The following is a 23259-nucleotide window of genomic DNA, read 5'->3' as shown; positions in this document are numbered from 1 at the left end:
TCTCACGCAAACCCAGACGGCACAAGGCAGGGCGTCGGCACGATCCGCTCTTGCATGACATCCACACGCAAGCGGGCCTGGCCGCGCTATCGGGTATCTCCCAATGCCTGCGAGGGCGCGCTACGCGTTGCCGTATTCCCCGCGCGGGCGGGCTTGATGAGAAAAGCGCATTACGTGGTGATTAGATTTCGTTTGATGCCTGCGAAAGCGCTGCCGACAATCCGTTCACGTCCCGCCGCCCGGCATCGCGCGGCGCGAGACGAATCCAGTGCACCGAAGGTCCGCGCGACCACTCGGAACGCAACGTGCCGGCTTCAGCTACCGAAGGAATATCGCATGCATGCTCGTTTCCCCGCTTCTCGTCGTGGCTGCGCGATCGCAGCGTCGTTGATGTTGGTTGCCGGCGCGGTGAGCGCGCAGGAAATGGTCGTGAAGATCGGCGTGGCCAGCCCGCTCACGGGCGGCGGCGCGGCGTATGGCAAGGACATCGAGAACGGCGTGCGCATGGCCGTGGACGAAGCCAACGCCGCGCATCCCACCATCGGCGGCAAGCCGGTCAAGTTCGTGATCGACTCGCAGGATGACCAGAGCGATCCGCGCATTGGCGTGCAGGTCGCGCAGCAACTCGTGGACGACAACGTGGCCGTCGTAATCGGCCACTTCAATTCGGGCACGACGCTGCCGGCCTCGAAGATCTATGCGAAGGCGGGCATTCCGATGATCACGCCGGCTGCCACCAATCCGGCCATCACGCAGAGCGGCTCCCCGACCATCTACCGCGTGATCGCAACCGACTCGCAAAACGCCGGCAATGCGGGCAATTACGCGGCGACGGTCACGAAGGCGAAGCGCATTGCCATCATCGACGACCGCACGGCCTTCGGTCAGGGCGAAGCCGACGAGTTCGAGAAGGCCGTGAAGGCGAGCGGCGCCACGATCGTCGCGCGCGAGTTCACGAACGACAAGGCCGTGGATTTCAGCGCCCAGCTCACGAGCATCAAGCGCACGAATCCGGATCTCGTGTTCTTCGGCGGCCTCGACGCGCAGGCGGCCATGATCGTCAAGCGCATGCGCCAGCTTGGCCTGAAGGCGCAATTCCTCGCGGGCGGCGGCGTGATGGACGCGAACTTCATCAAACTCGCCGGCGATTCCGCCGATGGCGCATCGGTGTGGGAATACGGCCAGCCGCTCGGCACGCTGCCCAAAGGCAAGAACTTCGAGGCGAAGTTCAAGCAGAAGTACGGCATCGACATGCTCGCCTACGCGCCGTTCGCCTACGACGCGGCATGGGTCGCCATCTCGGCGATGGAGAAGGCGGGCTCGGCGACTCCGGCGCAGTTCAACGCCGCACTAAAGGCCACGAACTACGACGGTATTACGGGCAAGATCGCATTTAACGCGCAGGGCGACCTGAAGAGCCCGAGTTCGACGCTGTATCAGGTCAAGAACGTGGCGTGGGTGCCGGTCACGACGCGCACCGCGGACTGACCTCGCAAACCCGTTGCTACCTTGAAGGGCGCCGCGTCTGTCGGCGCCCAATGCATTGTTTCCAATTGGAAATGGCTGGTGCGCGCGCAGGTCAGGCGCATGCCGCCTGGATGGCCGAAAGCCCGGCGGATGCGATACACGCGGCATGGCGAATATCCAGTGGATTTTCGTGTTGTCGCCGCAAAATTGCGCGTGTATAGTTTCCTAAAGTAGCAATGTTTCGTATCGGAAATTTTTAAGGGATTCTACCTATGAAAGCCTCCACCATCCTCTCGGATCTCGGTATTTCCCAGCTCGCGGAAGCGGGCGACATCGCCGTGCATTCGCCGATCAACGGTGAACTGATCGGCCGCGTCGCGAGCCAGTCGGCGGCCGACGTCGACGCCGTGCTCTCGAAGGCACAGGAGGCGTTCAAGACCTGGCGCAACGTGCCCGCGCCGCGCCGCGGCGAACTCGTGCGCCTGCTCGGCAACAAGCTGCGCGAACAGAAGCGCGCGCTCGGCAGCCTCGTCTCGCTGGAAACCGGCAAGATCTTCCAGGAAGGCCTGGGCGAAGTGCAGGAAATGATCGACATCTGCGACTTTGCGGTCGGCCTCTCGCGTCAGCTCTACGGTCTCACGATCGCTTCGGAGCGTCCCGGTCACCGCATGGCAGAAACGTGGCATCCGATGGGCGTGTGTACCGTCATTTCCGCGTTCAATTTCCCGGTCGCCGTGTGGTCGTGGAACGCCGCGCTCGCGCTCGTGTGCGGTAACGCCGTTGTCTGGAAGCCGTCGGAAAAAACGCCGCTTACCGCTGTTGCCGTCAACAAGATCATGCAGGACGTGTTGAAGGAATTCGGCGATGCGCCCGAAGGCCTCACGGCGCTGGTCGTTGGCGGCCGCGAAGTGGGTGCGAAGCTCGTGGCGGATCCGCGTTCGAACATCGTGAGCGCAACGGGCAGCACTGAAATGGGCCGCACGGTCGGCGTGGAAGTCGCGCGCCGCTTCGGTCGCTCGCTGCTCGAACTGGGCGGCAACAACGCAGGCATCGTTTCGGCGACCGCCGACCTCGAACTTGCACTGCGCGGCATCCTGTTTTCGGCAGTCGGCACGGCGGGCCAACGCTGCACGTCGCTGCGCCGCCTCTTCGTGCACGAGAGCGTGTACGACAAGGCAGTCGAGCGCCTGAAGACGCTGTACGGCAAGGTCGTGATCGGCAATCCGCTGGAGCAGGGCACGCTGATGGGGCCGCTAATCGACGAGCAGTCGTTCGCTCGCATGCAATCGGCGCTCGAGCAGGCAAAGCGCGAGGGCGGCAAGGTGTTCGGCGGCGAGCGCCACGCGGTGGCTGGCAATGAAAAGGGCTTCTACGTGCGCCCGGCGATCGTCGAGATGCCGTCGCAAACCGACGTTGTCCTGAAGGAAACTTTCGCGCCGATTCTCTACGTGCTCAAGTACAGCGATTTCGGCGACGCCATCGAGGCGAACAACGCAGCCCACCACGGCCTTTCGTCGTGCGTGTTCACGACGGACCTGCGCGAGAGCGAGCGCTTCACGTCGGCCTCGGGCAGCGATTGCGGCATTGCGAACGTCAACATCGGGCCGAGCGGCGCGGAGATCGGCGGCGCGTTCGGCGGCGAAAAGGAAACGGGCGGCGGCCGCGAGTCGGGCTCCGACGCGTGGAAGGCCTATATGCGCCGCGCGACCAACACGGTCAATTATTCGTCGGCGCTGCCGCTCGCGCAGGGCATCGATTTCAACGTCGAATAAGCGCGTTTGACGCAGGTGACCGGGGGCATCGTGCGCCCGGTCGATGGATCGATTCGCGCAAACCAAAACAATGCGCGCCGCAGTTATCCGCAATCTGGAGCAAGTCGTGAGTTCTCAAGTCGTTATCGTTGGCGGCGGGGTCATCGGTAGTTCAATTGCTTACTTTCTGCGCGCAGCCGATCCAACGGTTTCCGTGACCGTGTTCGAGCGCGACCCGAGTTATGCGCGCTCGTCGTCGGCGCTTTCGGCCGCGTCGATCCGGCAGCAGTTTTCCACGCCGTTGTCGATCCAGATGTCGCTGTTCGGCATCGAGTTTCTGCGCGGCATTGGCGAGCGGCTCGAAGTGAACGGCAGCCGTCCGTCGATCGATCTGCACGAGGGCGGTTATCTTTTCCTCGCCACCGAAGCGGGCGACGCGACGCTGCGCGAGAATCACGCGCTGCAAACGAGCCTTGGCGCAGACATCGAACTCATGTCCAGCGATGCGCTGCACGCGAAGTTTCCCTGGCTCAACGTCGAGGATCTCGCAAGCGGCGCATATGGCCGCAGCGGCGAGGGCTGGTTCGACGGCTATGGCCTCGTACAGGCGCTGCGCAAGAAGGCGCAATCGCTCGGCGCGCGCTATGTCGCTGCCGATGTGACCGGCGTGGTGCGCAGTGGCCGCAAGGTCACGCACGTGATCGCAAGCGACGGCGAACGCCATGCATGCGATACGGTAGTCAACGCAGCCGGTGCGTGGGCGCGCAAGCTCGCGGAAATGATGGACATCGACATTCCGGTTTATGCGCGCCGCCGCAGTATTTTCAACGTGTCGTCGCCAGCGCGCCTCGCCGCGTGCCCGTTGCTGATCGATCCGTCTGGCGTGTATTTCCGCCCCGAGGGCAACACGTACATCACCGGAACGTCGCCGAGCGCGGAGAACGACCCCAACGATCTGCCGCTCGACGAAGTCGATCACGCCATCTTCGACGATGTGATCTGGCCCACGCTTGCGCACCGCGTGCCGGGGTTCGAAGCGCTGCGCGTGGAGAACTGCTGGTCCGGCTATTACGAGTACAACGTGCTCGACCAGAACGCCATCATTGGTTATCACCCGGCCATCGACAACTGCGTGTTTGCCAATGGTTTTAGCGGGCACGGTCTGCAGCAGGGGCCGGCAACGGGGCGCGGCGTGAGCGAGTTGATTCTCAACGGCAGGTACACCACGCTCGATCTGTCTTCGCTCGACTGGTCGCGCGTGCTGGAGAACCGGCCTATCGTTGAAAAGAACGTCGTGTGACGGCGGCCGGTCTGGCTGCGCAATAAAAAAAAGCCCGTGATTTCACGGGCTTTTTTATTGCCTGATTGCTTGCGGGCTTGATGAGAAAACCGCATGACGTGGTGATTAGATTTCGTTTGATAGACGCGTGAGGGCTGACCACAATCGAAGCTTGTCCGTTGCCGCGCTTAACCGCCCTCGACTCCATGCCTGCCATGTACGATTTCACCGCTCCCTTTCAGCATCCCGCTGGTTCGCCCATTCGCGAACTTTTCAAGTACCTGGGAGAGCCAGGTATGATTTCCTTTGCTGGCGGCTATCCGGCCAGCGACCTGTTCGATGCCGATGGACTGCAGGCGGCAGCGGCCCAGGCATGGCGGGCTTCCACGCGCTGCCTTCAATATGGCCCGACCGACGGCTTGCCCGAATTGAAAACGCAACTCCTCGCGCTGATGGCGCGCCGTGGCGTGACCTGCGCTCCTGAGGAAATGCTCGTTACCACCGGATCGCAGCAAGGCCTCGACCTCTTGTTGCGCGTGCTGCTTAATCCGGGCGACACGGCATTGACCGAGCAGCCCGCCTATCCGGCCACGCTGCAGGCGCTGAGACTCCAGCAAGCGCATGTCGTAACCGTGCCTGTAGACGGCGACGGTCTCGACGTGGACCAACTCGCCGCGCGTCTCGCTTCAGGCGCGATTGTCCGGCCCAAGCTGCTGTACACGGTGCCGACCTTCGCCAATCCCACCGGCGCCACGCTCACGCGCGAGCGGCGCATTGCGCTCTTGCGTCTTGCTGTTCAATACCGCTTCGTGATCGTCGAAGACGATCCGTACGGCGATCTGCGCTTCGCGGGCAACGCGGTGCCGTCGATGCTCGCGCTGGCAAGCGAAGTGCCGGGCGCGCGTGATTGGGTCGTGCACTTTTCGAGTCTTTCGAAAGTCGTCGCGCCTGGTTTGCGCGTAGGCTGGACCATTGCGCCCGCCGAAATCGCGCGGCGCTGCGTGATCGCCAAGCAGACCGTCGACCTGTGCAGCACACCGTGGACCCAGGCGATCGCCGCGCATTATCTGGAAGCGGGCTCGCTCGAACGGCATCTTCCGCACATCACGCAAGCGTATCGGCGCAAATGCGAAGCGCTGTGCGATGGCTTGCGCGCGCAATTCGGCGGCGAAATCGCATTTCATCAGCCCGAAGGCGGCATGTTCGTGTGGGCGCGGATTCCGGGTGTGGCGATCGATGCGCTCTTGCCAAACGCGATTGCGAACAAGGTGATTTTCGTGCCCGGCAAGGCGTTTTTCGCTGACGAGCCGGACCCCGCTTCGCTGCGTCTTTCGTTCGCTGCGCCTAACGTGGATGAGATTCGCGAAGGCGTGGCGCGTTTGAAGCGGGCCACGCATGCCACGCGAACGTCGGACGTGACGTCGGCGCCTGTTTGAAGTGCGCGCGGCTCAAGAGCGAATCAAGCGACGCGCGTTTTCCGTTGCGCAACCGACTGCGCAAGCTCGACGAAGCGCTCGATACATGTCGACGTAAACGGCTCGATCCACGAGACAGTCTGGTCGAGCGCGGGCGCGTCGCTTAACGGCACATAGGTCACGCCCGAGCGCTGCAACGCCATCGTGAAGGCCGGCACGATGGCGACGCCGCGCTCGGCTGCGACGAGCGATATCAGCGCCGCAGTCTGCGAAGCGGTCGGCCCGATGCGCGGCTCCACACCTGATTGCGCGCACAACGAATCAAGCGCCGCAGTCAGCGCTGACCCATAACCCGGCGGAAAGATCAGGAACGTCTCCTCGCGAAGCTCGGCAAAGTCGATCGACTTCTTGCGCGCATGCGCGCTGCCGCTCGGCACTGCGGCGACGAGCGGTTCGTGCGCGATCACGAGCGAGCACAAGCCATCTTCCTGCGCATTCACTGCCGACCAGCCAAAGCCGACATCGAGTGCGCCCTCAACGATTTGCCGAAGCTGACTCGCGGTCGCGACCTCACGAAACGTCAGCTCTACCTCGGGCAGCGCGCGGCCCGCATTGCGCACGATTTCCGCGAACGCATCGGACATCGGAATCGAACTCGTGTAGCCAATCGCGATGCGGCCTGTCACACCCTGCGCGAGCTTGCGCGCGGTGGCTTGCGCCTCGCCAGCGGCATGAAGCACGCCGCGCGCTCGCTCGAGGAACAATATGCCTTCGGGCGTGAGCTTGACGGCGCGTGTCGAACGCTCGAAAAGGCGAATGCCGAGTTCGGCTTCGAGCGCTGCGATATGACGCGTCAGCGGCGGCTGCGCAATGTTCAGGCGCACGGCGGCGCGCCCGAAGTGCAGTTCTTCGGCGACGGTGACGAAATAGTGGAGGCGGCGCAGGTCGAGCATTCTTGTTCTGGCGGTATCAATCGCGACGAAAACGGTATTGGCGCGCGCAGCGGCCAATCCTCAGACTGTCGATTGAACCAGACAGGGCGTCAAGCGTGAAAGACAAATCCATTCGTGCCGCGTTCTTCCTGTGCGGCTTCGCGGCCTTCATCAATCTCTACGCCACGCAAGGCATTCTGCGCGAGCTTGCCGCCACGTTCGGCGTGAGCGCGGAACGTGCCGGGCAGGGCGTGAGCGCGACCACGCTGGCTGTCGCCATTATCGCGCCGTTCGTCGGCACCCTGGCGGCACGTTTCGACAGGCGCAGTGTGATTGTTGCCGCCGCGCTCGCATCGGCGCTGCCTGTTGTCTGGTCCGCGCATGCGTCAGGTTTTGCGTCGTTTCTCGCGGCCCGCTTCGTCGCTGGCGTGCTGATGCCGTTCATTTTCGCCATGTCGATTTCGTACATCGGCGAACGCTATCAACGCGAGCACGCGACCGAAGTGAGTGCGATCTTCGTGGCCGGCACCACGCTCGGCGGCTTCGCGGGGCGTTTCGTCACCAACCTGCTCACGTCGATGCTCGGCTGGCGTCACGCGCTCGACATCGTAGCGGTGCTTAGCTTCGCGACAGGTCTCGCGATCTACGCGAGCCTGCCCGCATCGGGGGCCGTGCGCGCGGAAGGCCGTTGCGCGACGGCGGCGCAATGGAAACTCGCGATGCGCGGCCCGGTGCTCGCCTCATTCGCCGTGGGCGCATGCGTGCTCGCCTCTCAGGTCGCGACGTTCACCTTCGTGGGCTTGCGGCTTACGCGAGCGCCATTCGACTTCTCGACGGCTGGCATCGGCGCGATTTATGCCGTGTTCCTCGTGGCCGTGGTCGTCACGCCCCTCTCGGGCCGTATGGCCCGGCACCGGGGGCCACGCGACCTCGCGCTCGCAGCGGTTGCTCTCGCCATTGCGGGCAGCCTCCTGACGCTGCCCGACAGCGTCGGTGCGATTCTCGTCGGCCTCGCGCTCGGCTCGACGGCGGTTTTCGTCGAGCAGGCCTGCGCCAACGCGTTCGTTTCCCATGCGGCCGCCGGGGCCCGGACGACGGCGATCGGGATTTACCTCTCCTGCTACTACTTCGGCGGCAGCCTCGGCTCCGTGCTGCCGATTCCCGCATGGCATCGCTGGGGCTGGATGGGGTGCGTGGCGTTCGTCGTGGCCGCTCAGGCGACGGTCGGGTTGCTTGTGTTCGTGTTCTGGCGGCCCGAGCGAGTCGGGGGACGACCCAACGCGCTTGGAGCGCCAGGGCAATCGCCTGGTTGACAGCCCAAATATTGGCTTCCTATTATGCATACATCGTTGCACACAATAAGATATGCAGGAATGTGTGACGTAAACGTCGTGCATATACGGGATTACCCTTATTGGAGAGGTCATCATGGTTCGGTTGTCTCGCATTACCCGTCAAGCTTTCGTCGGCCTTGTTGCAGTGAGTTGCGTGCTCGCGAGCGCGTCGTCCCGTGCGGAGGACGCGAGCGCCTGGCAAAGCGTGAAGAAAGCAGGTGTTCTGCGCTGCGGCGCAGCGGTCGCGCCCCCATACGTCATGCGCGACGCGAAAACCGGCGCGTACAGCGGCTTCTTCTCGGACCTGTGCCGCGACTTTGGACAGAACGTTCTCAAGGTCAAGGTTGAATTCGTCGATACGTCGTGGGACAACATCGTCGCGGGCCTGCAATCCGACAAGTGGGACCTCTCGCTGGCGCTGAACGACACGCCTGAGCGGGAGAAGGCGATCTCGTTCTCGGTGCCCGCCACCGACTACAACGTTTCGCTGGTCTACAACAAGAACAACCCGAAGATTCCGAAAGGCGCACACAGCATCGCCGAGATCGACAAGCCTGGTGTGACCGTTGCGGTCATGTCGGGCACCTCCCAGGACAAGGCGATTTCCGCAGCTATCAAGCAAGCGCAAATCATGCGTCTGCCGGGCAACGACGAGACGCGTCTCGCCTTGATGTCCAGACGCGCGGATCTGCTCGCGGACGCGAATATCACCAACATGCTGCTGACGGAGGAGCATCCGGAGTGGGCAGTTGCCATTCAGCCGAATCCGCCGCTAGCGGAGCAACCCGTTTCGTTTGGCGTACGCAAGGAAACGTCGAAGGCCGATCTCGCCGTGCTCAACGACTTTCTGAACGCGCAGGTCAAATCGGGCGCGGTCAATCGTCTGATCAAGACGTCGGTTCAGGCGATGCTCGTAACCAGCAAGTAATCGTTTTGGCACTGCGCAGCACGCGTGAGACTTTCGGCATCAATCTGGATAACTAACATTTTCAATAAGCTCTGAAGCATCCTGCCGATAGAGGGCCGCAGCGCGTGCGCGCGCAGCGGCCCTTTTTGCATTTTTGATGCCTTTCGCATTCCCCAATCTTCCGCGTCCCAGTGTTTTCCCTGGAAATCCCGCATCTCTCATTGACGGTCGATTTTTGGGCTTCTAATATGTGTACAACGTTGCACACAAATAGATGCGCAAGATTGTGTGTCATTGGCGAAGAGGTGGCGGAGCGAGGCGCTCTGGGCCGACCAACAAAGCAGATTCGATTCACATATCGCGCGCTTCGGCACGCGCCCCGCTGGAGAGATTTCATGTTGTCTATGCGAACCATGGCTGCCCAACCCGACATTGCACCGACCGTCCTGAACTTTTCACCGTCGACGACCGGCGAGTTCGTCCAGTTCGAGAACGTCTACAAGCGCTACGGCGAAAACCTCGTCGTCATGGACCGCATGAGTCTCGACATGCGTGCAGACGACAGGCTGGTGATCATCGGCCCGAGCGGCAGCGGCAAGAGTTCGCTCCTGCGCGTGATGATGGGCCTCGAGGGCATACAGGGCGGACAAATCGGTTTTCAGGGCAAGCCGTACATCTACGGCGAGGACTCCGGCCGCTCGAAGCGTATCGACGCGAAGCTGCAAAAGCAGATCGGCATGGTTTTTCAGCACTACACACTGTTTCCGCATCTCTCCGTTTTGGGAAACCTCATCCTTGCGCCGGTGAAAGTCGGAGGCCTTTCGAAGGCCCAGGCCACTGAGCGCGCTCGGATGTATCTGGCGCGCCTGGGTCTGGAGAGCAAGCTTCACGCGTACCCGAGTCAACTATCCGGTGGTCAGAAACAGCGCGTCGCGATTGCGCGGGCGCTCATGCTCGAACCGAAGCTGATGCTCTTCGACGAAGTGACTTCGGCTCTCGACCCGGAAATGGTCATTGAAGTGCAGAACGTGATGCTCCAGCTTGCCGAGCAGAAAATGGCGATGATCATCGTGACGCACGACATGCATTTTGCTCGCGATATCGCCACGCGCGTCGTGTTCTGCGCGGGCGGGAAAATCGTGGAGCAGGGCGCGCCAGACGAGATGTTCAAGTGTCCGAAGGAAGCTCGCACGCGCGAGTTCCTCGAGAAAGTTTTGCATCTCGACTGAGGCCGGCCATGAACTACCAGTTTGATTTCCACTTCCTGGACGGCAGCCTCGGGTCCCTGCTCGCCGGGCTGAGGGTGACGGTCGAGCTCGCCCTCGCGTCCAACATCATGGGCCTCGTGCTCGGCTTTCTCCTGTGCCTTCTGGTCATGAGCCGTTGGACTGTCGTGCGCTGGCCCGCGCAGCTCTTCATAGAGTTCTTTCGTTGCACGCCTGCGCTGCTGCAAATCGTGTGGTTCTTTTACTGCATTCCGATGATGGTCGATGTGTTCATCGACCCGATCGTGATGGGCGTCCTCGCGCTCGGGCTGAATCTCACGGCCTTCAACGCAGAGGCATACAGGGCCGGCGTGCAATCCGTCCCGAAAGAGCACCTCGACGCATGCGTCGCGCTCGGCCTGAAGCCGTGGCAGCGCACCTTTTACGTGGTGCTGCCGCAAGCGCTTCGCAGTGCGATGCCCGTTCTCATGACCAATGGCATTGGGAGCCTTCAGCAAAGCGCGCTCGTCGCCATCGTCGCTGTGGCGGATCTCATGTACGTGGGCAAGAGCCTCGCGACTCAAGCGTATCGTCCGCTCGAAACGTATACGGTCGTAGCGCTCATCTACTTCGCGCTTTCCCTCCCGATCGCGCGGCTCGTTCATGTGATCGAGCGTCGCCAGGAACTGGCCCATCAGCGCTAAGGAGAAAACCATGAACCTCGATTTCGCCTCGGTGCTGCCGTACTGGCTGGTCCTGCTCAAAGGTTTGGGGCTCACGCTGGCGTTCACGAGCAGTTGCGCCGTTATTGGCAGTCTCGCCGGCTTCGTGTTGAGCCTGCTACGCATGTCTCCATCGCGGTGGATGAAAGCGGCAACGACGCTGTACGTCGAATTCTTCCGCGGAACGCCGCTTCTCATTCAGCTTTTCTGGGTGTACTTCTGTTTCCCGGTCGTGTTCAGGACTCCGATTCCGCCTTACCTCTCGGTCGTCATTTCGCTGACGCTGTATATGGCGGCCATCACGAGCGAGACGTTCCGCGGCGCGCTGAAGTCGATTTCCTCGGAGCAGCATGATGCGTGCATCGCGCTCAGTCTGTCTGCGCAGGCCAAGATTCTCTACGTGATCTTTCCGCAAGCGCTGTTGCGCGCCATTCCGCCGTTGCTCTCCAACGTCGTGAGCCTGTTCAAGGAAAGCGCGCTCATTTCGTCCGTTGGCGTTGCCGATCTCATGTTCGTCGGACAGAACATTTCGACCAGCACGGCTCGGCCAGTCGAATTCCTGACCACGGTTGCGATGATTTATTTCCTTGTCGCTTTCCCGTTGACCCGTCTGGTCGGCGTGGTCGAGACAAAGTTTCTCAGGCGCTTTGCCTACTAAACCCCAACCAATCCTTCGTGAAGCGGAGATTCAAATGCAGATGAAAGGTATCCTGCCGGCGCTCGTTACGCCGTTCAATGCGTCCGGTGCCGTTGACCACGACACCCTTGCGAACATCCTCGAGTTTCAGCTGAAGGCCGGGGTCACCGGCTTTGTGCCGCTCGGCTCGACGGGCGAATATTACGCGCTGACGCACGACGAGCGCCGCGCGATCCTCAAGACGGTGCGCGAAGTCGTGGACGGGCGCGGCACGCTCATTGGTGGCGCGAACGGCTCGTGCACGCGCGAAGTGATCGAGCAGACGCGGCTCGTGCGTGATGCCGGCTACACGAACGTCCTCATTGCGCCCCCGTACTATGCGCTGCCGTCCCAGGAAGAACTGATTGCCCATTACGCGGCGATTCTCGAAGCGGTGCCGGACGTGAACGTGATTCTCTATAACTATCCCGTGCGTACGAACGTGGAAGTCGGCTTCGGCGTTCTCGATGCGTTCAAGGATCATCCGCGCGTCGTCGGCATCAAGGAAAGCAGCGGCAATCTGCTACGCGCCATCGAAATCGGCGAGAAGTACAAGGATCACTACCAGCTTTCGTGCGGTTCGGACGATCAGGCGCTCGACTTTTTTCTTTGGGGCGCATCGAGCTGGATTTGCGGGCCGGCGAATTGTTTCGTCAAGCCGGTCGTCGACTTCTACAATAAATTCGAAGCCGGCGATATTCGCGGTGCGCAAAATGTCATGCGCTCGCTTTTCCCTGTCATGGCCACGATGGAAGCGGGCAAGTTCGTGCAGAAGGTGAAGTACGGCTGCGAACTGGCTGGCTTCAAGGTCGGCGCCGCGCGTATGCCGCTGCTGCCGCTGACCGACGAAGAAAAGGCCGCTTTCCGCGCGGTATTCGAAGCCGCTCAGGCCTAACCCGCACGCCGGCGTCGTCGCGGCGCCGGCGCACACATTCCGGTGGGAAGTCGAGAATGACGAGACATAGCTTCAAGTGCATCGAAGGTCACACGGAAGGCATGCCGGTTCGCATGGTCATCGAGGGCGCGCCGTCGCTTGACGGGCGCACGATGGCCGAGCGGCGCGAGGACTTCGTCAGGCGATACGACTGGATTCGCCGTGCGCTCATGCTGGAGCCGCGCGGCCACTCGCACATGTCGGGCACGCTGTTGTATCCGCCGGTTTCCGCCAATGCCGATATGAGCCTGCTCTTCATCGAGACCTCGGGGTGCCTTCCGATGTGCGGACACGCGTCCATCGGTTCGATATCGTTCGCGCTGGAAGCCGGTCTGGTGAAGCCGAAAGCGCCCGGCACGGTGGTTGTCGATGTGCCCGCCGGGCAACTTACTGCGCGCTATGAACGGGACGCAAACCACGTGACTTCGGTGCGATTCACGAATGTGCCGAGTTTCCTGCTCCATCGAGACGTGGAAGTCGTGCATCCGAAGTTGGGCAGGCTTGTGCTCGACATTGCCTATGGCGGCAACTTCTATCCGATTGTGGAAGTTCAGCCGAATTTCCCCGGTTGCGAACATTTCAGCCCGCAACAGTTGCTCGAATGGGGCCGCGAAATGCAGGCGCTCCTGAATGAAGCCATGCAGGTCGTTCATCCGGACAATCCGCTCATTCGCGGCGTGAAGCACTGTATGTGGACCGGCGCGCCGCTTTCGGGCGACGCGGACGCACGCGCCGTGGTCATTGCCGGCGAGAGCCTGATCGACCGCTCGCCCTGCGGGACAGGCACCTCTGCGCGCGTTGCGCAACGCTACGCGCGTGGGCTACTCGAAAAGGGACAGGCTTTCACACATCAAAGTCTGATTGGCAGTTGCTTCATCGGGCGCGTCGAGTCGACGACACGGCTCGACAGCGGTCTAGACGCCGTTCGCCCCAGCGTGGAAGGGCGCGCCTGGATCACCGGCCGATCGGAGCACTACGTTGACGACAACCAACCATATGCACTGGGCTTCGACCTTCAGGAGTTCGCCAAGTGAGCGCCGTACCTCTTGAATCCGCAACTATTGAACGGAGCGCCGCGCCACGCGAGCCGGCCGTCGTCATTGGCGGCGGTATCGTCGGCGTGTGCTGCGCGCTCTATTTGCAGCGCAGCGGCTATCGGGTCACGCTCATCGATCCCGAAGCGCCTGGCAATAGCACGGCGAAATGGAGTTGCGGGCAGATGGCGGTGAGCGAAGTCATTCCGCTCTCCAAGCCCGGCATTCTCATGAAGGTTCCCGGCTGGCTCATGGACCAGAAGGGGCCGTTGGCGCTGCGACCGAGTGCGTTGCCTGGCATCATCCCGTGGTTTTTTCGCTTTCTCATGTGCGCGCGACCCGCGAAGATCGTCGATATCGCAAACGCCATGGCGACGCTCACGCATGACGTCTACGCGGATTACGCGCCGCTGCTCGACGCCTGCGAGGACAAGGCGCTCATGGGCGAGCGACCCATCCTGGAAGTCTTCGACGACCCGAAAGGGATCGAGCACGAGCAGCAGCATCTGGCGTTGCGTCAGTCACTCGGATTCAAGGCGCAACGGTTGAACGCCAAAGATATCGGCGATCTCGAACCGGCGCTCGCGGGCAAGTTTTCTCATGGGCTTCTCTTCGCGGACTGGCGATCTGTGAGCGATACCATGGGATTCATCGCCGCGCTTACCGAGAGTTTCATTGCACGCGGCGGCAGACGGATCAGAACGGAAGCCAGTCGAATCGACGAGGCAAACGGCAAGGCAACTGGCGTCACGCTTGCAAATGGCGAACGTGTGGAAGCCCGGCACGTGGTGATCGCCGCCGGCACAGGCGCGCGGCGCTTTTTCGGTTCTCTCGGCGTGAGCGTGCCGCTCGAGGGCATTGCGGGGTATCAGGCCGTTATTACCGACCCGGGCGTGGAGATCCGCCACTCGACCATCTACGCCGATGGCGGATTTTGCTTCACGCCAATGACGCGCGGCCTGCAAATCGGCGGCACCATCGAATTCGCGGGACAGGGCGCCGCGCCCAACTTCAAGCGCGCCGATATCATTCTGGAGAAAGCGAAGCGCGTGCTGCCCGAACTGCGCACCGCGAACGTCGAATATGGCGTGGGCTATCGTCCCTTCCTGCCGGACACGAAGCCGGTGATCGACCGCTCGCGCAGGCTCGACAATGCCTTTATGGCTTTCGGCCACGGGCAGCTCGGCCTTACCCTCGGCGCGACGACAGGACGACTGATCGCCGACATGGTTGCGGGCCGCCCGACCAAACAGGATCTCGCGCCGTTCAGCGCGTATCGGTTCTAGTGGAACGCGTTGAACGAGACGCTCATCACATTGCGCAAACCAATATTGGGTGGAATATGAAATCGTACGAAAAGCTCTTTATCGATGGCCGCTGGGTCGCGCCGGTGCGCAACGGCAGCTTCGAAACGGTCGATCCGTGCAGCGAGCAAGTCATTGCGAAGGTTGCGGCCGCAACGGCAGAAGACGTCGATCTTGCCGTCAAGGCCGCGCGCAAGGCGTTCGACGACGGCCCGTGGCCGCGTATGAGCGGCGCCGAGCGCGCGGCGGTTCTGCGCCGCATCGGCAAGGGTATTCGCGACCGGCTTCCGGAATTGGCCGAAATCGAAGTGCGCGACAACGGCAAGCCGCTGCCGGAGGCGCTGTGGGATCTTGGTGATGCGGCGGGTTGTTTCGACTTCTATGCGGACCTCGCCGAGAAATTCGATGAGCATGCCGAAACAACCGTAACGCTCCCCGATGACCGCTTCAGCTCCGTTGCGCGCAAGGAACCCGTTGGCGTGGCTGGCGCCGTCATTCCCTGGAACTTTCCGCTGCTGATGGCCGCGTGGAAAGTGGCGCCTGCACTGGCCGCAGGGTGCACGATGGTCCTCAAACCCTCCGAGCTTACGCCGCTTACGGCGCTCGAGCTTGCGGACATCGCGGCGGCAGCGGACCTGCCGCCGGGAGTGCTGAATGTCATCACGGGCTTCGGGCAGGACGCCGGCGCACCGCTGAGCGAACATCCGGGAATCGACAAGCTTGCGTTCACGGGCAGCGTGCCGACCGGAAGCCGCATCATGCAGGCGGCCGCGCGAGACATCAAGAACGTCAGTCTCGAACTGGGCGGAAAGTCGCCGTTCATCGTCTTCGACGACAGCGATATCGATGCGGCTGTCGAATGGATCATGTTCGGCATATTCTGGAATCAGGGCGAGGTGTGCTCCGCCACGTCGCGTGTGCTAGTGCAGCGCGGCATCTATGCAAAGCTGGTCGAACGCCTGAAGGAGGAGGCGCAAAAGATCACGATCGGCAGCGGATTGCAGGACGGAGTGCTGCTTGGGCCGATTGTCAGCAAGGGCCAGTACGACAAAGTGCGGCACGCCGTTGAGCGTGGCGTGGAAGAAGGGGCGCGGCTTGTTACCGGCGGTGGCCGGCCAAAGCATCTCGAGAAGGGCTATTTCATGGAGCCTGTTGTTTTCGCCGACGTGCCCGAGAGCAGCTGGGTCTGGAACGAGGAGATTTTTGGCCCGGTTGTTTGCATCCGGCCCTTCGACGACGAAGTCGAAGCCATACGTTCTGCCAACGATTCACGTTTCGGCCTGGGCGCCGCCGTGATGTCGCGCGACAACGAGCGGTGCGAGCGCGTTGCGCGCAAGCTGCGAGCCGGTATTGTCTGGATCAACTGTTCGCAGCCGACTTTCACCCAGGCGCCTTGGGGCGGCTACAAGCAGAGCGGCATCGGGCGGGAACTGGGCGAGTGGGGCTTGAACAACTACCTCGAAACGAAGCAGATTACGCGCTACGAAAGCGACCAGCCGTGGGGCTGGTACATCAAGTAAGGCAGGTCGAACATGCGCTGGAAAAAGACACTTCAACTCGTGGATGTGCACTGCGAGGGCGAGATCGGCAAAGTCATCACCGGGGGCGTCGTGGGCATCCCGGGTGAGTCCATGCTCGACAAGATGAACTACATCAACGAGGTGGACGACAGCCTGCGCAGGCTCGTCATGCTCGAACCGCGAGGCTGCCTCCAGATGTCGGTCAATCTCCTGTTGCCGCCAACGCGCCCCGAGGCCCACGCGGGCTTCATCGTGCTGCAGGCGGACAAGGCTCACCCGATGTCCGGAAGCAATGCAATCTGCGTCGTGACTGCCCTGCTCGAACTCGGCATGGTCGATATGAAGGAGCCCGAAACGACCGTTGTACTCGACACGCCCGCGGGCCTCGTGACGGCTCGCGCAACGTGCCGGGACGGCCGCTGCACGGGCGTTGCGCTCGACATGGTGCCTTCGTTCGTCGAGCGGCTCGACTACGGCATCGACACAGCGCAGTTCGGGACGATTCGCGCGGATATCGCGTTTGGCGGCGTCTATTACGCGCTCATCGACGTCGCACAGGTCGGGCTGACCATCGCTCCGGAGAACGCACGCTCGCTCGCTGAACTGGGTGTGTCGCTGAAGAACGTGATCAATCGGCAGATCGAGATTCAGCATCCGCTCTACCCGCAGATCAACGAAGTCGCCTATGTCATGTTTCGCCACCGTGTGAGCGACGACCTGTATCAGACGTGCACGACGCTGCCTCCCGGACGCGTGGACCGCTCGCCGTGCGGCACCGGAAGCTCGGCGAACCTGGCGACGCTTGCCGCCCGCGGTTTGGCCGATGTCGGCACGAAATTGAAATCGCGCTCGACAATTGGGGGCGAATTCTCCGTGGAATTGCGCGGTAAAACGGAAGTGGGCGGACGCCCCGCCGTATTGCCGCGCGTTCAGGGCCGCGCGTGGGTGTACGGCATCCAGCAGATCGGGGTTGACCCGGATGATCCACTGGCGGCTGGATTCATGCTCAGCGATACGTGGGGCGCGGGATTTCCGAAGGTCTGAGGCGAGGGGCGGGCAATGTTAAACTCCAAGGCACGCCCGCTTTACCGGGCCCACGACGACGGCGGGAAGACCATGAGCAAAGCGACCAACGAGGCAGAGGCGGGTGTGCGCCGCCATGGCGGACGATACATCTACGAAGAGCTGCGCAGACAGATTCTCACGCTGCAACTCAAGCCGGGTGCGCCGCTGGACGAAGTCTCGCTCGCGGAGCAATTCGGCCTTTCGCGCTCGCCCGTTCGCGACGCGCTCGCAAGGCTCATCAGCGAGGGGTTGGTGACGATTCTTCCCAATCGCACGACGCTCGTGACGCCGCTGGAAATCGAGGAATTTCCCAAGTACGTGTCGGCGCTCGACCTCATCCAGCGCGCGGTGACCCGGCTTGCCGCACTTCACCGCACGCAAGAGGACCTCGCTATTCTCAAGAAGGCCGACGCCGCATATATGAAAGCGGTTGAGAGCGGCGACGCCGAGGCGTTGACCGAGCGGAACAAGCAGTTGCACATGGCCATTGCGCATGCGGCGAACAATCCGTATTTCGTGGGGTATTACGAACGACTGCTGGGTGAAGGTCAACGTCTCACGCATCTTCACTTCGATTACACGGTGACCTCGCCTCACGCAACCAAGCTGGGGAATGATCATAGCGAGATCATCGACGCCATTGCGCGCAAGGACGCCGATCTGGCCGAGAAACTCGCCCACGAACACACCATGCTGTTCCAGAAGCGGTTCCTCGATTACATGCGCCAGAACATGACGGAATCGATCGCCATTGTTTGAGTCACGACGTCGACGTGGCCTATACACTGTGATCTCCGCCATGCAAGTGCGATAGGAGTAACCGTGGAATTGACCGACTTCGACACGCTGACCTTTGACTGCTACGGCACATTGATTGACTGGGAAAGCGGCATCTTCGCTGGCCTTAACCCACTAATCGAACGGGCACGGACGCCGCTTTCAAGAGACCAGGTCCTGGAGGCGCACGCGCGACACGAGTCGTCGCAGCAGAAATACACGCCAGCCAGGCGATACCAGGAACTGCTGCCCATCGTCTACAAGCGATTGGCCGAGGAATGGGGACTCTCGTTCACGCACGAAGAGTGCGTGGAGTATGGACGTTCAGTGCGGAACTGGCCGGCATTCGAGGACACCGTAGCCGCGCTGCAGTACCTGAAGAAGCACTATAAGCTGGTGATTCTCTCCAATGTCGACAATGAGACGTTCAGCTACAGCAATGCAAGGTTGCAGGTAGCGTTCGACGCGATTTTCACGGCGGAAGATATCGGCTCGTACAAGCCGTCGCCGCGAAACTTCGAATACATGCTGGAGAAGCTGGGCGAGCGTGGCATCAAGAAGGAAAAAATCCTGCACACCGCCGAAAGTCTCTTCCACGACCACAAGCCTGCCAGTGAGTTCGGTTTGGCGTCGTGCTGGATCTACCGCCGTCATTCGCAGCCGGGCTTTGGCGCGACAATGAATCCCGGATGGCAGCCGAATGTCGCCTTCCGCTTCAACAGCATGGCGGACTTTGCGAAGGCGCACCAGGAAGCACTGGCGAAAAAGTCAGTCTGAATTCCCCCAATTCGCAATCACTGCAACGATGCCTAAGCCTTCCGAACAAGAATCGCTGAGAGCACGTCTTGCGCAGGCTCGCCGGCTGCTGGCACTTGCGCAATCGGGTTTGCACTACTCGACGAGTCCCTTCGACACGGAAAGGTACGCCGAAATCGCAGACATCGCGCATCGGCAAATCGCGGAAATGGCCTCCATGCAAACAGGCGATGTCGCCGCGCTCTTTACTCCCGAGACGGGATACGCGAATCCTAAACTCGATGTTCGGTGCGCCGTATTTAATCAAGCCGGCCAAATCCTTCTCGTGCGAGAAGCCGTCGATGGATTATGGTCTCTGCCCGGAGGCTGGGCAGACATAGGCGTTTCGCCCGCTGAAAACGCGGTAAAAGAGGTTCGTGAAGAAAGCGGATACACGGTGAGTATCATTCGACTGCTGGCCGTGTGGGATATGCTCAAACACGGCCATCCGCCTTCCGTGTTTCACATCTGGAAGCTGGTCTTTCTTGGGGAAATCGTTCGAGCGGGCGAGATATCCGGAGCCGAAACCGACGCCGCTCAATTCTTCGATGTCGATGACCTTCCGGCCTTGTCGGAAGGGCGAATTCTGCCGGAGCAAATTCGTCGACTGGACGAACTGCGCAATAACAGTAACGTCGAATTCGACTGAAGATTTTCAGGCAGCGCCTGTGTGCTCTGCGCTTACAGTTGCCAAACGACTGCCGGCAAATGGGTCCTGCCGCCAGTCCACGGCTGGCGCCTTGGCCGGCTGCGGTTCGGCCGCTTCGCCGATTGCAAAATGCTCGAGCGACTGCCCCGCGCTAGTCGCCTGCACCACCCACCGCGGGGCGTCGCCTTTTCCGTCCCACGTGTGGCCTGCCGCGTCCCGGTAACGAGCGGCTCGCAATTGCGCGGCATCCGCAGCAATTGAGGCAGCAATATCGTCGGGTTCGATTCCAAATTCGGCCATCCGGCGGCGCAGATAGGCCACGATGCTTTCGCGTTTTCGTTCGTCCATTTCTAGTTGTGCTTCGCTCTGAATGCAACTCTAGAGCAGAATATAGCGCAAGTCGCGTGCCGCCAGGATATCACAGCTTAAAAGGGCGTTCCCGGCGGCACTAGCGAAAGTCCCAGCCGGAAATCAGGTGTTCAACTTCTGGGAGCGGGCGGCTTCGTGTTGTGCGGCCCTTTCCTCCGCATTCTTCTTCGCAACGTGATGGCCCACGATGCACCCGCCGACGGCGCCAACAACGGCGTGGTGGCCCGCGTAATGTCCGGCTACGCCACCCACGACAGCGCCTTTCAGGCAGCCGGCGGCGTGTGCTGTTCCGGCTGCCGCCAGTCCTAAAGTGGCAGCCGCAGCAAGCGTCCTGATTCGATTATTGACGTTCATGATAATCACTTGTGTGAAATTCTAGCTTCGGAACCGGCTCAATGGCCCCAGCGACCATTGTCGTGCCACTCGCGCTCACGCCATTGGTGTTCGCGCCGTTCGTGGTCTCGCCATTCGTGTTCCCGCCACTCACGCGCGCGCCAGTCATCGTCGCCGCGCCAGGCGACCGCGACCGGAGGAGGCGCATACACAGCCGGCGGCGGAGCGACATAGACCGGCTGAGCCGGGGCATAGGCGGCGCCAGGCAGGCCGATCCCCAGAGCCACATCTACGTGCGCAAACGCTGCGCTCGACGCTGCCAGTGCGGCTGCGCCCAGTACCACGCCGAGAATCGTCTTTTTCATGTCTTTACTCCTTCGCACGTGTCGTGCGTTTCTGGTAAGCACGGTTCGGAGTGTAGGCGGCGGGATCGGACACAGGTGCAACGGCGGTGCGAGTTTCGTAACGGCGCGTTATTTCGGGTGAGTCCAAAAGGGCTCCATCGACGGGTTCGAATGAGCAAAAAAAAGCGCGGACGCTCATTCAGAGCGATCCGCGCTAACTGGTACCACGAGGAGGAAACGTTTACCGCACGAGGAATCCGTAAGTCAGCGGGTCGCGCTCGTCCACGATCCAGGTGGCGAAGCCGCAAACAAACGCGTTGCCTTCGACTTCCGGAATCACTGCCTTGAAGTCGCCGACTGTCGTTTCGCTGAGCACCCGTCCTTTGAAAACGGTGCCGATAATGGACTCGTTCACAAGGGTCTCGCCCTTGCCGAGTTCGCCACGCAGATAGAGCTGAGCGACGCGTCCGCCGGTGCCGGAACCAGTGGGTGAGCGGTCCACTTCGCGGTCCGCGAACACGCAGCAATTGGCTTGCGTCGAGCCTTCGTGACGCGGTGCGTTGGCAATGATGGTTCCGTAAATGTGATTGATTTCCGGAATGTCCGGATGCTCGACGGGGTATGCCTTGTTCGCGGCTTCCTTCACTTCGGCGCCGAATCGAATGAGTTCCTCGACCGACGACTCGCGCACTGCGAGGCCGTGCGGTTGGCCGTCGGTATAGAAATAAAACGCGCCGCCGAAAGCGATGTCGCCCTTCACCGTACCGAAGGACGGTGTCTCGACGCTCACATCGCGCTTCCAGATGAACGACGGGACATTGACGAATCGCACGTTGCCGGCGTGTTCGCCATCCCACTGCACGAATGCTTCGATGAAACCGCATGGGGCGTCAATACCGACACGCGTTTCCGGAACCTGGCGTTGAACCCAGCCAAGCTCGACCGCTGCGGTGGACAGCGCGATCACGCCATGTCCGCAGTGGTCGCTATAGCCTTCGTTGTGGAGAAAGATGATGCCAAAGTCGGCGCTCGGGCTGACCGGTTCGGTCAGATAGCCACCGTACATATCCGCGTGACCGCGCGGCTCGAACATCAACGCGGTGCGGATTTCGTCGGCGTTTTCCTTGAGCCACGCGCGGCGCTTCACGATCGTGTCGCCGGGGAGGCGAGGCAGTCCACTGGTGACGATGCGAAACGCCTCGCCGCCGGTATGCACTTCGACAGTCGAAATGGTGCGAGTAGTCTTCATGATGTTTTTACGCTATTGATTCACTGACCGTAGGGCACCGGCAGGCCGTCCTTGATGATGTAGACAGTTGTAGGCGCGCCCACCAGGTCGCCGTTTGCATCGAAGGAGTAAGTTCCTGCGACGCCCTTATAGTTGGTCTTGGCCAGTTGGGCGACAAGTTTCGCTTTATCGGTGGTGGTGCCGGCCTTGACCATCGCGTCGGCGAGCAGTTTCACGCCGTCGTAGTAGTTGACGGCATAGACCTGCGTATCCGTGTGGTAGGCGTCCTTGTACTTCTTGAGGAAGTCACGGCCAGCGGCGGTCTTGTCCAGCGCGACGCCACCCTGCGCGCAATACACGATAGACGCCGCTTCGCCCGCAACCTTGCCCATGTCGGCCGAGCAGATGCCATCGCCACCCAGCAGCTTGGCGCGCAGTCCGCGCGCGCGCATCTGCTTGGCCATCGGCGCGCCCTGTGCCGCGTATCCGCCGAAGAAGATCACGTCCGGATTCTTGGCCTTGATGGCGGTGAGAATGCCCAGGAAGTCAGTCGCCGCCGAGTTGGTGAATTGCTGGTCGACAATCTGGATGCCGTTGGCTTTCGCCTCTTTGATGAACTGCTCCGCCACACCTTGTCCGTACGCCGTACGGTCGTCGATGACCGCTGCGGTCTTCGCCTTCAGCGTTTTTGCAGCGAACTGGCCCATCGTCCCGCCCAACTGCTCGTCGCTTGCGCCAATGCGGAAGATGGTCTTGAAGCCTTGTTTCGTCAGCGCCGGGTTGGACGCCACGGGGAGAATCGGGATGCCGGCGGCGTTATAGACACGCGATGCGGGAATCGCCACGCCGGAGTTGTACGGGCCCATGACGGCAACCACGCCGCCGTCAACCAGCTTTTGCGCGACCTGGACGCCGACCTTCGGGTCCGCCTGATCGTCTTCCGAATCCAGTTTGAAGGTTACTTTCTTGCCGTCGACCGTCACGCCGCTCTTGTTCAGTTCGTCGATGGCGAGACGGGCGCCATTCTCGTTGTCCTTGCCGTTCGGCGCTTGCGGGCCCGTAAGCGGCGCGGAGTGACCGATGGTGACGACAGTTTGAGCATGGGCGGTGAAGCTGAAGCCGGCGGCCGTCAGGACGGCCAGGGTTGTGACGATGCGGCGCATGATGTCTCCAGATTATTGGACTGCCAGGCGAAATCGAACTTGAGCGACTGCTGTGG

23 protein-coding genes are annotated in these 23259 nt (G+C 61.6%); 17 read left to right on the top strand and 6 right to left on the bottom strand.

Annotation, left to right across the window (positions count from 1 at the left end; genetic code table 11):
- The first annotated feature begins 390 nt into the window (after window positions 1-390).
- The 4 genes from VSR72_RS03810 (at window position 391) to VSR72_RS03795 (ending at window position 5933) form a co-directional block, all read left to right on the top strand.
- The gene (locus VSR72_RS03810) at window positions 391-1488 is read left to right on the top strand and encodes a branched-chain amino acid ABC transporter substrate-binding protein (RefSeq protein WP_342951554.1); all 1098 of its coding nucleotides are present in this window, start codon (window positions 391-393) and stop codon (window positions 1486-1488) included.
- Between the two features lie 251 nt (window positions 1489-1739).
- Window positions 1740-3239: an aldehyde dehydrogenase family protein gene (locus VSR72_RS03805; protein ID WP_342951099.1), complete on the top strand. Its 1500-nt coding sequence runs from the start codon at window positions 1740-1742 to the stop codon at window positions 3237-3239.
- Window positions 3240-3345: 106 nt separating this feature from the next.
- Entirely contained in the window at window positions 3346-4518 is a 1173-nt protein-coding gene (locus tag VSR72_RS03800; protein WP_342951098.1) for an FAD-binding oxidoreductase, read from the top strand.
- A 194-nt stretch (window positions 4519-4712) separates the two neighbouring features.
- Window positions 4713-5933, top strand: coding sequence for a PLP-dependent aminotransferase family protein (locus VSR72_RS03795; protein WP_342951097.1), 1221 nt, complete (start codon window positions 4713-4715; stop codon window positions 5931-5933).
- 23 nt (window positions 5934-5956) lie between these two features.
- On the opposite strand, the gene VSR72_RS03790 is transcribed toward VSR72_RS03795, so the two are convergent.
- On the bottom strand, window positions 5957-6865 hold the full coding sequence (locus VSR72_RS03790) for a LysR substrate-binding domain-containing protein (protein ID WP_342951096.1): 909 nt from the start codon (window positions 6863-6865) through the stop codon (window positions 5957-5959).
- A 95-nt stretch (window positions 6866-6960) separates the two neighbouring features.
- Between VSR72_RS03790 and VSR72_RS03785 the strand changes: the two genes are divergently transcribed.
- From VSR72_RS03785 to VSR72_RS03725, 13 genes are all read left to right on the top strand, one after another.
- Window positions 6961-8157 carry an MFS transporter gene (locus tag VSR72_RS03785; RefSeq protein WP_342951095.1) on the top strand — a complete coding sequence of 399 codons (1197 nt, stop codon included), beginning with the start codon at window positions 6961-6963 and terminating at the stop codon, window positions 8155-8157.
- 115 nt (window positions 8158-8272) lie between these two features.
- On the top strand, window positions 8273-9106 hold the full coding sequence (locus VSR72_RS03780) for a transporter substrate-binding domain-containing protein (RefSeq protein ID WP_342951094.1): 834 nt from the start codon (window positions 8273-8275) through the stop codon (window positions 9104-9106).
- Between the two features lie 374 nt (window positions 9107-9480).
- Window positions 9481-10314 carry an amino acid ABC transporter ATP-binding protein gene (locus tag VSR72_RS03775; RefSeq protein ID WP_342951093.1) on the top strand — a complete coding sequence of 278 codons (834 nt, stop codon included), beginning with the start codon at window positions 9481-9483 and terminating at the stop codon, window positions 10312-10314.
- Between the two features lie 8 nt (window positions 10315-10322).
- Window positions 10323-10994, top strand: a complete 672-nt coding sequence (locus tag VSR72_RS03770) for an amino acid ABC transporter permease (RefSeq protein WP_342951092.1) — start codon at window positions 10323-10325, stop codon at window positions 10992-10994.
- A 10-nt stretch (window positions 10995-11004) separates the two neighbouring features.
- Window positions 11005-11670 carry an amino acid ABC transporter permease gene (locus VSR72_RS03765; RefSeq protein ID WP_342951091.1) on the top strand — a complete coding sequence of 222 codons (666 nt, stop codon included), beginning with the start codon at window positions 11005-11007 and terminating at the stop codon, window positions 11668-11670.
- Between the two features lie 34 nt (window positions 11671-11704).
- Window positions 11705-12583, top strand: a complete 879-nt coding sequence (gene dapA, locus VSR72_RS03760) for a 4-hydroxy-tetrahydrodipicolinate synthase (RefSeq protein WP_342951090.1) — start codon at window positions 11705-11707, stop codon at window positions 12581-12583.
- 56 nt (window positions 12584-12639) lie between these two features.
- Window positions 12640-13656 carry a 4-hydroxyproline epimerase gene (locus VSR72_RS03755; RefSeq protein WP_342951089.1) on the top strand — a complete coding sequence of 339 codons (1017 nt, stop codon included), beginning with the start codon at window positions 12640-12642 and terminating at the stop codon, window positions 13654-13656.
- Window positions 13653-14942, top strand: coding sequence for an FAD-dependent oxidoreductase (locus tag VSR72_RS03750; RefSeq protein WP_342951088.1), 1290 nt, complete (start codon window positions 13653-13655; stop codon window positions 14940-14942). Before VSR72_RS03755 ends, VSR72_RS03750 begins: the two co-directional genes overlap by 4 nt.
- Window positions 14943-14998: 56 nt before the next feature.
- Complete coding sequence (locus tag VSR72_RS03745) at window positions 14999-16480, top strand: aldehyde dehydrogenase family protein (RefSeq protein ID WP_342951087.1); 1482 nt, start codon at window positions 14999-15001, stop codon at window positions 16478-16480.
- A 12-nt stretch (window positions 16481-16492) separates the two neighbouring features.
- On the top strand, window positions 16493-17524 hold the full coding sequence (locus tag VSR72_RS03740) for a proline racemase family protein (RefSeq protein WP_342951086.1): 1032 nt from the start codon (window positions 16493-16495) through the stop codon (window positions 17522-17524).
- Between the two features lie 72 nt (window positions 17525-17596).
- Complete coding sequence (locus tag VSR72_RS03735) at window positions 17597-18304, top strand: GntR family transcriptional regulator (RefSeq protein ID WP_342951085.1); 708 nt, start codon at window positions 17597-17599, stop codon at window positions 18302-18304.
- 63 nt (window positions 18305-18367) lie between these two features.
- Window positions 18368-19099 (top strand): haloacid dehalogenase type II, encoded by a 732-nt coding sequence (locus VSR72_RS03730; protein ID WP_342951084.1) that lies wholly within the window; start codon window positions 18368-18370, stop codon window positions 19097-19099.
- Between the two features lie 28 nt (window positions 19100-19127).
- Window positions 19128-19766 (top strand): NUDIX hydrolase, encoded by a 639-nt coding sequence (locus tag VSR72_RS03725; protein ID WP_342951083.1) that lies wholly within the window; start codon window positions 19128-19130, stop codon window positions 19764-19766.
- Window positions 19767-19772: 6 nt separating this feature from the next.
- Here VSR72_RS03725 and VSR72_RS03720 read toward each other — a convergent pair whose 3' ends face one another.
- The 5 genes from VSR72_RS03720 to VSR72_RS03700 form a co-directional block, all read right to left on the bottom strand.
- Window positions 19773-20114: an H-NS family nucleoid-associated regulatory protein gene (locus VSR72_RS03720; protein WP_342951082.1), complete on the bottom strand. Its 342-nt coding sequence runs from the start codon at window positions 20112-20114 to the stop codon at window positions 19773-19775.
- Between the two features lie 123 nt (window positions 20115-20237).
- On the bottom strand, window positions 20238-20489 hold the full coding sequence (locus tag VSR72_RS03715; protein ID WP_342951081.1) for a hypothetical protein: 252 nt from the start codon (window positions 20487-20489) through the stop codon (window positions 20238-20240).
- A gap of 38 nt (window positions 20490-20527) precedes the next feature.
- Window positions 20528-20833, bottom strand: a complete 306-nt coding sequence (locus VSR72_RS03710; protein ID WP_342951080.1) for a hypothetical protein — start codon at window positions 20831-20833, stop codon at window positions 20528-20530.
- Window positions 20834-21053: 220 nt separating this feature from the next.
- Window positions 21054-22061, bottom strand: a complete 1008-nt coding sequence (gene lhpH / locus VSR72_RS03705) for a trans-3-hydroxy-L-proline dehydratase (RefSeq protein ID WP_342951079.1) — start codon at window positions 22059-22061, stop codon at window positions 21054-21056.
- Between the two features lie 20 nt (window positions 22062-22081).
- Complete coding sequence (locus VSR72_RS03700; protein WP_342951078.1) at window positions 22082-23203, bottom strand: branched-chain amino acid ABC transporter substrate-binding protein; 1122 nt, start codon at window positions 23201-23203, stop codon at window positions 22082-22084.
- Window positions 23204-23259: the final 56 nt, after the last annotated feature.

It is taken from the genome of Paraburkholderia sp. JHI869 (assembly GCF_038900775.1).
Lineage (GTDB): Bacteria > Pseudomonadota > Gammaproteobacteria > Burkholderiales > Burkholderiaceae > Paraburkholderia.
This window is presented reverse-complemented; position numbering and strand designations above follow the sequence as displayed.

Excerpts from the sequence above, each read along its gene's own strand:
- VSR72_RS03700 (WP_342951078.1), bottom strand. The coding sequence starts at position 23,203 with ATGCGCCGCATCGTCACAACCCTGGCCGTCCTGACGGCCGCCGGCTTC.
- VSR72_RS03710 (WP_342951080.1), bottom strand. The coding sequence starts at position 20,833 with ATGAAAAAGACGATTCTCGGCGTGGTACTGGGCGCAGCCGCACTGGCA.
- VSR72_RS03805 (WP_342951099.1), top strand. The coding sequence starts at position 1,740 with ATGAAAGCCTCCACCATCCTCTCGGATCTCGGTATTTCCCAGCTCGCG.
- VSR72_RS03810 (WP_342951554.1), top strand. The coding sequence starts at position 391 with ATGTTGGTTGCCGGCGCGGTGAGCGCGCAGGAAATGGTCGTGAAGATC.
- VSR72_RS03775 (WP_342951093.1), top strand. The coding sequence starts at position 9,481 with ATGTTGTCTATGCGAACCATGGCTGCCCAACCCGACATTGCACCGACC.
- VSR72_RS03755 (WP_342951089.1), top strand. The coding sequence starts at position 12,640 with ATGACGAGACATAGCTTCAAGTGCATCGAAGGTCACACGGAAGGCATG.
- VSR72_RS03725 (WP_342951083.1), top strand. The coding sequence starts at position 19,128 with ATGCCTAAGCCTTCCGAACAAGAATCGCTGAGAGCACGTCTTGCGCAG.
- dapA (WP_342951090.1), top strand. The coding sequence starts at position 11,705 with ATGCAGATGAAAGGTATCCTGCCGGCGCTCGTTACGCCGTTCAATGCG.
- VSR72_RS03715 (WP_342951081.1), bottom strand. The coding sequence starts at position 20,489 with ATGAACGTCAATAATCGAATCAGGACGCTTGCTGCGGCTGCCACTTTA.
- VSR72_RS03790 (WP_342951096.1), bottom strand. The coding sequence starts at position 6,865 with ATGCTCGACCTGCGCCGCCTCCACTATTTCGTCACCGTCGCCGAAGAA.
- VSR72_RS03795 (WP_342951097.1), top strand. The coding sequence starts at position 4,713 with ATGTACGATTTCACCGCTCCCTTTCAGCATCCCGCTGGTTCGCCCATT.
- VSR72_RS03740 (WP_342951086.1), top strand. The coding sequence starts at position 16,493 with ATGCGCTGGAAAAAGACACTTCAACTCGTGGATGTGCACTGCGAGGGC.
- VSR72_RS03720 (WP_342951082.1), bottom strand. The coding sequence starts at position 20,114 with ATGGACGAACGAAAACGCGAAAGCATCGTGGCCTATCTGCGCCGCCGG.
- VSR72_RS03735 (WP_342951085.1), top strand. The coding sequence starts at position 17,597 with ATGAGCAAAGCGACCAACGAGGCAGAGGCGGGTGTGCGCCGCCATGGC.
- VSR72_RS03770 (WP_342951092.1), top strand. The coding sequence starts at position 10,323 with ATGAACTACCAGTTTGATTTCCACTTCCTGGACGGCAGCCTCGGGTCC.
- VSR72_RS03780 (WP_342951094.1), top strand. The coding sequence starts at position 8,273 with ATGGTTCGGTTGTCTCGCATTACCCGTCAAGCTTTCGTCGGCCTTGTT.
- VSR72_RS03765 (WP_342951091.1), top strand. The coding sequence starts at position 11,005 with ATGAACCTCGATTTCGCCTCGGTGCTGCCGTACTGGCTGGTCCTGCTC.
- lhpH (WP_342951079.1), bottom strand. The coding sequence starts at position 22,061 with ATGAAGACTACTCGCACCATTTCGACTGTCGAAGTGCATACCGGCGGC.
- VSR72_RS03745 (WP_342951087.1), top strand. The coding sequence starts at position 14,999 with ATGAAATCGTACGAAAAGCTCTTTATCGATGGCCGCTGGGTCGCGCCG.